Origin of the sequence: Paraburkholderia sp. SIMBA_030, from assembly GCF_046535245.1 — a bacterium.
Taxonomy (GTDB): domain Bacteria; phylum Pseudomonadota; class Gammaproteobacteria; order Burkholderiales; family Burkholderiaceae; genus Paraburkholderia.
This window is the reverse complement of record NZ_JAWRXB010001278.1, coordinates 1-248: the sequence shown is the minus strand read 5'-3', so window position 1 is coordinate 248 and position 248 is coordinate 1. Positions and strand designations below refer to the sequence as shown.

The following is a 248-nucleotide window of genomic DNA, read 5'->3' as shown; positions in this document are numbered from 1 at the left end:
GATCAGACAGCGCCTTGGTCCAGCCCTCCCATGTATGCAAACTTGCCGATGTACCATGCAATAAAACGATGGTTTCAGGTTGATTCTTTTCGGCTGTATTGCCACGATTTATACGACAATTAGCTGACTGCGATACATGCGCCTGCATACCTTGTATGTTTATAAATTCGCTGTTGGGTAGTTGCCATTGTTTTAGCTCAGCGACAGTACGATCAGGTGCCCAGTATTTTGCTATAAATACCATTACC

General features: G+C 44.4%; 1 protein-coding gene. It reads right to left on the bottom strand.

From position 1 onward, the window contains the following. Positions 1–248 (bottom strand): alpha/beta fold hydrolase (locus SB772_RS44165; RefSeq protein WP_410839044.1); only part of this gene is annotated, 248 nt, incomplete at both ends.